At 64.7% G+C, this 8,105-nt stretch carries 3 protein-coding genes and 1 rRNA gene; all 4 read right to left on the bottom strand.

Going from position 1 to position 8,105, the window contains the following annotated elements:
• Window positions 1-94 (bottom strand): 16S ribosomal RNA (locus J2T23_RS16935); the annotation flags it as partial.
• A 461-nt stretch (window positions 95-555) separates the two neighbouring features.
• On the bottom strand, window positions 556-4,254 hold the full coding sequence (locus tag J2T23_RS16930) for a 1,4-alpha-glucan branching enzyme (RefSeq protein WP_307361870.1): 3,699 nt from the start codon (window positions 4,252-4,254) through the stop codon (window positions 556-558).
• Between the two features lies 1 nt (window position 4,255).
• Window positions 4,256-6,049, bottom strand: a complete 1,794-nt coding sequence (treS, locus tag J2T23_RS16925) for a maltose alpha-D-glucosyltransferase (RefSeq protein ID WP_307361868.1) — start codon at window positions 6,047-6,049, stop codon at window positions 4,256-4,258.
• The gene (locus J2T23_RS16920; RefSeq protein WP_307361866.1) at window positions 6,046-8,088 is read right to left on the bottom strand and encodes an alpha-1,4-glucan--maltose-1-phosphate maltosyltransferase; all 2,043 of its coding nucleotides are present in this window, start codon (window positions 8,086-8,088) and stop codon (window positions 6,046-6,048) included. The genes treS and J2T23_RS16920 overlap by 4 nt, the downstream gene beginning before the upstream one ends.
• Window positions 8,089-8,105: the final 17 nt, after the last annotated feature.

Here is an 8,105-nt window from a genome sequence, read left to right as displayed (position 1 = left end):
CTAATCCACCCACAAGTGGGCATCATCGTTCGACTTGCATGTGTTAAGCACGCCGCCAGCGTTCATCCTGAGCCAGGATCAAACTCTCCGTTGAAAACAAACAGACACAACCAAAACCACCGGAAATAACGGCGGCAAAAGCTGCACAAAATTTGAAACCAGCTGTAAAAACCAGGCCCAATCCACGGGGTGGACAGACCCAGCCAATTCAACCAATCACATTACATAATCGGTATCAACAAACTTGGCACACTATTGAGTTCTCAAACAACAGACACACCCGGCACCACCCAAACCAAACATTCAGGATCGCTCCGGAGCAACTTTTCAAACTTACCCGCTGGCTTCCTGCGTGTCAAACCGGCGTCCGCGATCATCCTCAGCATAAGCTTGGGGGATCGGTTTTCCGTCTGACTCCGTGGAGCAGCGCGGAAATAAACTGTACCACCACTCTTCCCGGTTCGCCAGTCGGCCTCTTTTTGGGAACTCCAGGGCAGCCGAAAGGCCCGGAATCACGCGGATTCCGGGCCTTTCGTAGTTCACCGGCAGGGCGGATCAGCCAGCCGCAGATGTTCCCGGCTTGAAGTACGCCGCACCCAGCGGGGGCAACGTGACGGTCAGCGTGGCCGGCTGGCCATCCTGTCCGTCATCCGTTGCTTTGAGCTCCCCGTCGTTCAGCACGCCGGAGCCGCCGTACGTGCTGTGGTCGGTGTTGAGCACCTCGGTCCAGGCCCCGGGCGTCGGAACTCCGAGGGTGTAGCCGACATGCGGGGCGCCGGAGAAGTTGATGGCACAGACCAGGGGGTTGCCGTCGGCGTCCCACCTGATGAAGGACAGGACATTGCGGTCCGAGTCTCCCCCATTGATCCACTGGAAGCCGGCCGGAACGTTGTCCTGGGTGTACAGGGCAGGTGTGGCTGCGTAGAGCTCGTTGAGGTCTTTGGTCAGCAGCTGCAGTCCGCGGTGGGCGGGGATGTCCGCAAGCCACCAGTCGAGGCCGTGTTGCTCGGACCACTCCGCTTCCTGGCCGAACTCGGTGCCCATGAAAATGAGTTGCTTGCCCGGATGCGCCCACTGGTAGGCAAAGAAGGCGCGGAGGTTCGCCAGCTGTTGCCAGCGGTCACCGGGCATCTTGCGGAGCATGGAGCCCTTGCCGTGGACAACCTCATCGTGGCTGATGGGCAGCAGGAAGTTCTCGGTGAACGCGTACACCAGGGAGAACGTCACCGTGCCGTGGTGCCATCTGCGGTTGTAGGGATCTTCCGAGATGTACTTGAGCGAATCGTGCATCCAGCCCATGTTCCACTTGAGGCCGAATCCCAGGCCGCCGTGGCTCGTGGGGGCGGTGACGCCCGGGAACGCCGTGGATTCCTCGGCGATCATGACGGCGCCCGGGTGGGTCTTGTAGACCGTGGCGTTGACTTCCTGCAGGAAGGAGATGGCCTCAAGGTTCTCCCTGCCGCCGAAGCGGTTGGGCCGCCACTGGCCTTCCTGGCGTGAATAGTCGAGGTACAGCATCGAAGCTACCGCGTCCACGCGCAGGCCGTCGATGTGGAACTCCTCCAGCCAGTAGAGCGCGTTGGCCACCAGGAAGTTGCGGACCTCGGTGCGGCCGAAGTCGAAAATCAAGGTACCCCAGTCCGGGTGTTCTCCGAGGGCCGGGTCGGAGTGCTCGTAGAGGGGCTCGCCGTCGAACCGGGCCAGCGCCCAGGCGTCCTTCGGGAAGTGCGCGGGAACCCAGTCCAGCAGGACGCCGATCCCGGCCTGGTGAAGGGAATCCACCAGGTAGCGGAACTCGTCAGGGTGGCCAAAGCGGGAGGTGGGCGCGTAGTAGGACGTGACCTGGTAGCCCCAGGAACCGCCGAACGGGTGCTCCGCGACCGGCATGAACTCCACGTGCGTGAACCCGAGCCATTTGACGTACTCCACCAGTTCCTGGGCGAGTTCGCGGTAGCCAAGGCCCAGGCGCCAGGACCCGAGGTGGACCTCGTACACGCTCATGGCGGAGTTATGCGGGTCGCGCTTGGCCCGTGCTTCCATCCACTCGTCGTCCTTGAAAGCGTAGGACGGCTCCACCACCCTGGAGGCAGTCAACGGGGGCACCTCGGTGCCAAAGGCCAGCGGATCTGCCTTTTCAACCCAGTAACCGCCCCGCGTCAGGATTTCGTACTTGTAGCAGGCCCCTGCTGCGACGCCGGGGATGAACACTTCCCAGACGCCGGAGGAACCCAGGGAGCGCATGGAGTGCTCACGTCCGTCCCAGGCGTTGAAGTCGCCCTTGACGCGGACGGCCTGCGCGTTGGGGGCCCATACGGCGAAGGAGACACCGTTGACGTCCCCCAGCCCGGACTTATAGTGGCGGACATGGGCGCCAAGCACCTGCCACAGTTTTTCGTGCCGGCCCTCCCCGATGAGGTGCAGGTCCACTTCGCCCACGGTGGGCAGGTAGCGGTAGGGCTCATCGACGGTCAGGGGGTCCTTGCCCGGGTAGGTCACCGAGAGCCGGTAGTCGGGAACATGCCCCTGTTCCGATGGTTCCAGGACGGCAACCCATACACCGTGGGCTTCGTGCTCCATGGGAATTTCGCCGGCCTGCGTGACCACGGTCACTGCTTCGGCCAGGTGCTTCACGGTCCGGATGGTGACATGCCCAAAGTCGTCCAGGTGCGCGCCCAGGACGGAGTGGGGGGCGTGGTGTTCACCGTTCGCGATCCGGCCCAGGGTGCCTTCATCCACGTGCAGGGGCACCCCCGGGCGGTCAGTTCGTGCTGAGCCTGTCATTTCGTTACCTTCCGATGCTGCGCCGGCGGAGTCGCCGGCACCGTTACTGCCCAGGAGCCGCCTGGAGGCGTTTACTGGAATCGCCACCCAGTCGGGCCTGTTACGCATTTCATAAACAACTTCGTACAGCGCCTTGTCCAGCCACAATGCCACAAACAGCGGTGAGGTCCGGTCCACCGTTCCGGGAATGACGGCGGCATACCCGGCCAGGAAGGCGTCGGCGCAGTCGTCCACCCAGCGGTCCGGTACCTGTGCACCCTCCTGCTCCCGCTGGGCTGCCCCGGCCGCGTAGTCGAAAGACCGCAGCATCCCGACGACGTCGCGCAGCGGCACATCCGGGACATTGCGTTCGGCGATGGGCCGCAGGGGTTCCCCCTCGAAGTCCAGGATCGCCCAGCGGCTCCCGTCCCCCGATGTGCCGGTGACCTGCAGGATCTGGCCCAGGTGGAGGTCGCCGTGGATGCGCTGCAGTGGCCCGGTAGGGGTCTTGTCCAGGTTCGCCAGCAGGGCGTCAAGGGCGTCGTCGTAAGGTCCGACGGCGGCACGCGCTTCAGCCCAGGCGGTCCGGACACGCTGTGCAACAGCAGATACTGCCCCCGTTCCGGCGCCCGGCCCGGTGGACTGCCCCAGGGCCTCCGCCAGGCGCTTGTGCACGGTGGCCGTTGCGGCGCCAAGGGCCCTGGCCTCGGCGGTGAAGTCAGTGCCGGAGCGGGCCGCGTCGACGGCCAGGCGCCAGGCATCACGCCCGCCGGCGAGGAATTCGTGGGCCACCGCGAGCTCGCCCTGCACGTACCGGGTTCCCTGGCCGGTACGTCCGGTGGCGTGGTTGCCGTTCCCCAGCCACTCCCCCCTGACCCAGCCAAGCGTGGCAGGGACTTCCGAGGTTCCGGCCTTCGTCAGGGCGGCCCCCACTTCGATTTCCGGGTTGGTCCCATCCGAAAGGACCCGGAAGAATTTCACCATGGCCGCGGACTCGCCGTCGTCCACGATGACGGAACTGTTGGACTGCTCGCCGGAGAGAACCTTCACGACGCCCTTGGCCGTGGGCAGGCGGTAGGAACCTTCCACGCGGAAACCGGTCGCGGTTCCGCTGTCCGCTTTCCCTTCCTGCCGGATGAGCTCCAGGAAGGCGCCCACGAAGTCGGGGTCGTGGACGGCGTCGTAAACCCAGGGGCGGGTGGGATCCATTCCGGCTGCTTCCCCTACCAGTGCCCGCTCCATGCCCCCGGCCGGCGCCGGCCGGAAGCTCAGGGGAACCTGCACCACTGAGGTGCGCTGACCGCCGTCGGGCCCCTGGGTGGTGACGTTGAGCAGGAACACGGCCAGGGCCGCGTGGCCGCTGGCATCCGCCAGGCCCAGGCTGCCGGCCTGGGAGATGGAGAAATCGGGGGTTTTGACCGGGAACCAACGCTGCTGCGGCAGCCATTCCTTGAGCAGCGCGGTGAGGGCGGGAGTGAGGATTGGCTGGTTCATCTCAGTTCTCTATCGACAGGATGGGCATGGCCTGGGTGTAGGGCGACGAGGGACTTGACCCCGCCGACCGCATCCGGAGCCAGAAGAAATCGTGGCTTCCGATGGTCAGGGTGAGTGTGCCGTCGTCGCCGATACTAGGAAAGACCTGACCGCCAAACACATCGCGGAGGCCCCTGCCGGCGTACTCGGGAATCCGCAGCGTGGCAGCGACCGGATGCTGGGACAGGTTGAAGGCGCACAGGATGGTCTCGGAGTCGGCCCCCGCGGGGTTGTTGTCCGGGAGTTCGCGCAGGTACGCCAGGACGGCGTCGTGGTCTGCGTCCACGTGCTTGAAGCCGCCCAGCCCGAACGCCGGGTGGTTCTTGCGGACGCTCAGGATCTGTCGCGTCCAGCGGAGCAGCGATCCGGAATGCGCCGCCTCAGCCTCCACATTGGCCATGGCGTAGTTGTACACCAGCGACTGGATGGGCGGGAGGTACAGCTTGCCGGGGTCCGCATGGGAGAAGCCTGCGTTCCGGTCCGGGTTCCACTGCATGGGCGTACGGACTGCGTCGCGGTCCTCGAGCCAGATGTTGTCTCCCATGCCGATCTCGTCGCCGTAGTAGAGGAACGGGCTCCCCGGAAGTGAGAGCAGGAGCGCGTTGATCAGCTCGATCTCGGCCCGGGAGTTGTCAAGCAGCGGCGCCAGCCGGCGGCGGATGCCGATGTTGGCCCGCATGCGCGGGTCCGGCGCGTACCAGCCCAGCATGGCGGCGCGCTCGTCGGCGGTGACCATCTCCAGGGTCAGTTCATCGTGGTTGCGGAGGAATGTGCCCCATTGTGCGCCCTCAGGGATGTCCGGGGTGTCGCGCATGGTCTCGATAATGGGTGCGGCCTTCTGGTCGCGGAGCGCGTAGTAGAGGCGGGGCATGATGGGAAAGTGGAACGCCATGTGGCATTCGGGTTCTTCAACGGTGCCGAAGTACTCCACCACTTCGTTGGGCGGCTGGTTCGCTTCGGCGATGATCACGCGGCCGGGGTAGCTTTCATCCACCATTTCCCGGAGCCGGCGGAGGAACTCGTGGGTGGCGGGCAGGTTTTCGCAGTTGGTGCCCTCCTCCTCGAACAGGTATGGGATGGCGTCCGCCCGGAAACCGTCAATTCCCTGGTCCAGCCAGAACCGGACCACGTCGAAGACGGCGTCGATCACCTTGGGGTTTTCGAAGTTCAGGTCCGGCTGGTGGCTGAAGAACCGGTGCCAGAAGAACTGGCGGCGGATGGGATCGAACGTCCAGTTCGATTCCTCCGTGTCGACGAAGATGATGCGGGCATCCTGGTATTTTTCGTCGGTGTCGCTCCAGACGTAGAAGTCCCCGAACGGCCCGTCCGGGTCCTTCCGGGACTCCTGGAACCAGGGGTGCTGGTCGGAGGTGTGGTTCAGCGGAAGGTCGATGATTACCCGGACGCCGCGGGCGTGGGCCTCCGCCACCAGCCTTTTGAAGTCGCTGATGGTGCCAAACTCGTCCAGGACCGAGTTGTAATCCGAGATGTCATAACCGCCGTCACGCAGCGGCGACTGGAAAAACGGGGGCAGCCAGAGGCAGTCAACGCCGAGCCACTGCAGGTAGTCAAGCCGGTCGATGAGTCCGGAGAAATCCCCGGACCCATCGCCGTTGGCATCCGAAAAGGCCCTGACAAGCACTTCATAGAACACTGCCTTGCGGTACCACAGGGGGTCATGCTGAAGGCCGGGCGCATTTAGCTCGAAGGTGCTCTTAGGGGTGAAGTGGCCGGAACTTTGCGGATTAAAGGTCACTGATGCGTTCTCCTCACGCTCAGGATGTGGGCGGGCTCCACGTGCGGATCAAGCCGCACGTAGTTGAACTCGCCCCACTCCCAGCTTTGGCCGGAGAGGAGGTCGTCAACGTAGAAGCCGCCGCCGGGCGTGATGTCCTGCGGGTCCAGTTCCAGGGCTGCCAGGTCCAGGGCCACGCTGCATTCCTTGGTCACGTGCGGGTCCACGTTGACCACCACGATGATGGTGTCCTTGGATCCGTCGGGAAGGGTCTTGTGCTTGGAGTAGACCACCGTTGAGTCGTCGGTGCTGTTGTGGACCGTCAGGTTCTGGAGGTCAAGCAGCGCGGGGTGGTCCCGCCGGATGTGGTTCAGCCGCGTGATGTACGGGGCCAGAGAGCGTCCGGACTCGGCGGCCGCGTCCCAGTCGCGCGCTTTGTACTCGAACTTCTCGTTGTCGATGTATTCCTCGGCACCGGGCCGTGCAACGTGCTCGTACAGTTCGTAGCCTGCGTACACGCCCCAGAGCGGGCTGCCCGTGGAGGCAAGTACCGCCCTGATGCGGAACGCGGCCGGCCCGCCATACTGCAGGTATTCCGTGAGGATGTCCGGGGTATTGACGAAGAAATTGGGGCGGAAGAACGCCGGGGACTCGTGGCTTACTTCTTCGAAGTAGGTCTCGATTTCCTTCTTGGTGTTCCGCCACGTGAAGTAGGTGTAGGACTGCTGGAAGCCCGCCCTGCCCAGTGCGTGCATCATGGCTGGGCGGGTAAAGGCCTCCGCAAGGAAAACCACGCCGGGCACCGCTTTGTCCACTTCCGCGATGAGCCATTCCCAGAACCACACTGGCTTGGTGTGCGGGTTGTCGACGCGGAATATCTTGACGCCATGGCTGACCCACAGCAGCACTATCCGCAGGATTTCCCGCGAAAGGCCTTCGGGATCGTTATCGAAATTCAGCGGGTAAATGTCCTGGTACTTCTTGGGCGGGTTTTCCGCGTAGGCAATGCTGCCGTCCACCCTGGTGGTGAACCATTCCGGATGGGACTGCACCCAGGGGTGGTCAGGGGCAGCCTGGAGCGCCAGGTCCAGGGCCACTTCCAGTCCCAGTTCGTTGGCACGGGCCACGAACGCGTCGAAGTCTTCGAAGGATCCGAGGTCGGGGTGGATGGCGTCGTGTCCGCCTTCCTTGGCTCCGATGGCCCACGGTGAACCCGGATCGTGGGGGCCGGCGACAAGCGTGTTGTTGGGCCCCTTCCGGAACTGCAGGCCGATGGGGTGGATCGGCGGCATGTAGAGGACGTCGAACCCCATGGCAGCGACGGCGTCCAGCCGCTTGGCCGCGGTCCGGAAGTTACCCGAGGTCCAGGCACCGGTGTTGTGGTCCTTGACGGCGCCTTCCGACCGGGGGAAGAACTCGTACCAGGCGCCCCGCCCGGCCCGGTCCCGCTCCACCAGCAGGGGGTACTTCTCGGAGACGGTGACGAGTTCCCGGATGGGCTGGCGGGCAACGACGTCGGCGATTTCCTGGCTGAACCCGGCACCAAGCCGTTCCTCCGTGCTGCGGGACTGGTCACCCAGGACCTCAGAGGCGTGCCGCAGGGCAGCCCGGTCCACGTCGTCCCGGAAGTCCTCGGCGGATGCTTCGCCCAGCAGTTTGGCACCTTCGGCGAGCATGAGTTCGACGTCGACCCCGGCGTCGATCTTCACCTCGGCGTTGTGGTGCCAGGTGCCGTAGCGGTCGTGCCAGGCTTCGATGGCAAAGGACCAGTTCCCCGTTTCCGACGGCGTGAGCACGCCTTCCCAACGGTCCGTGCCCATGCCCCGTTCCCCGCGGGGCGGCGCGAGGCGCACGCGCTGGCGCTCGGCACCGGAGGGGTCCAGGAGCACCGCGCTGACGCCGAGCTGGTCGTGCCCCTCGCGGAAGCAGGTGGCGCCCACCACGATGGCTTCGCCGGGCAGGGCCTTGGCCGGAAACTTGCCGCCCTCGACGACGGGCTGCACGGCGGTAATCGGAAAACGCCCGAACCGCAGGCCCTCGGTGATACTGCGCTGGGGCATTTTGGTGGATGCTGCAC

Origin of the sequence: Pseudarthrobacter niigatensis (assembly GCF_030812615.1) — a bacterium.
GTDB lineage: Bacteria > Actinomycetota > Actinomycetes > Actinomycetales > Micrococcaceae > Arthrobacter > Arthrobacter niigatensis.
Note: the sequence above shows the minus strand (reverse complement) of the source record. Positions and strands in the feature narration are given on the sequence as shown.

Bases quoted from the DNA above. Each gene is read 5' to 3' on its own strand.
- J2T23_RS16930 (WP_307361870.1), bottom strand. From the start codon at position 4,254: ATGAACCAGCCAATCCTCACTCCCGCCCTCACCGCGCTGCTCAAGGAA.
- J2T23_RS16920 (WP_307361866.1), bottom strand. From the start codon at position 8,088: ATGCCCCAGCGCAGTATCACCGAGGGCCTGCGGTTCGGGCGTTTTCCG.